Source organism: Tsukamurella sputi (assembly GCF_007858445.1).
In the GTDB taxonomy this organism is placed as follows: Bacteria; Actinomycetota; Actinomycetes; order Mycobacteriales; family Mycobacteriaceae; genus Tsukamurella; species Tsukamurella sputi.
On the sequence record NZ_VIGV01000219.1, the window covers coordinates 1 to 520 of the forward strand.

The 520-nt window shown below is 42.7% G+C and carries 1 protein-coding gene; it reads right to left on the bottom strand.

Features of this window, described 5'->3' with window-relative positions; genetic code table 11:
• Positions 1–114 precede the first annotated feature (114 nt).
• Positions 115–520: carboxyvinyltransferase (locus FK268_RS26255; RefSeq protein WP_497997390.1), on the bottom strand; the 406-nt coding region annotated here is incomplete at its 5' end.

A 520-nucleotide genomic window follows, 5' to 3' on the forward strand; every position in this document is an offset into this window, starting at 1 on the left:
TGTAGTATCTTTGAGGCTTTTTATCGTTTTTTTGTTTCTTTTACTATTTTACTTTTATTGATGTGCTACTTAAACGACTCAATCTAGTCGATCTCATCATTTGAGCGCATCAATTTAGTCGATAATCACTCTCTTAATTTTAGCGCCTAAATTGGTCAGCTTCTCTTCAATAGAGTCATATCCACGATCGAGATGATGGAGCGCCCCTATTGTTGTTGTTCCTTCTGCCACCAGTCCCGCAAGAATCAATGCCGCAGAGGCTCGTAGATCAGTTGCCGTTACACTAGCTCCCGATAAGCGAGGAACACCTTCAACAAGAGCAAGGCGATTATTGATTTTGATATCTGCCCCCATCCGCGCTAATTCATTGGCATGCATAAAGCGATTTTCAAAGATGATCTCTGTAATGGTTGAGGTTCCCTCTGAGATTGCCGCCATCGCCATAAATTGTGCTTGCATATCGGTTGCTAAAAGAGGATAAGGCGCTGTTTTGAGGCGCAGCGCTTTTAACTGAGGTTCA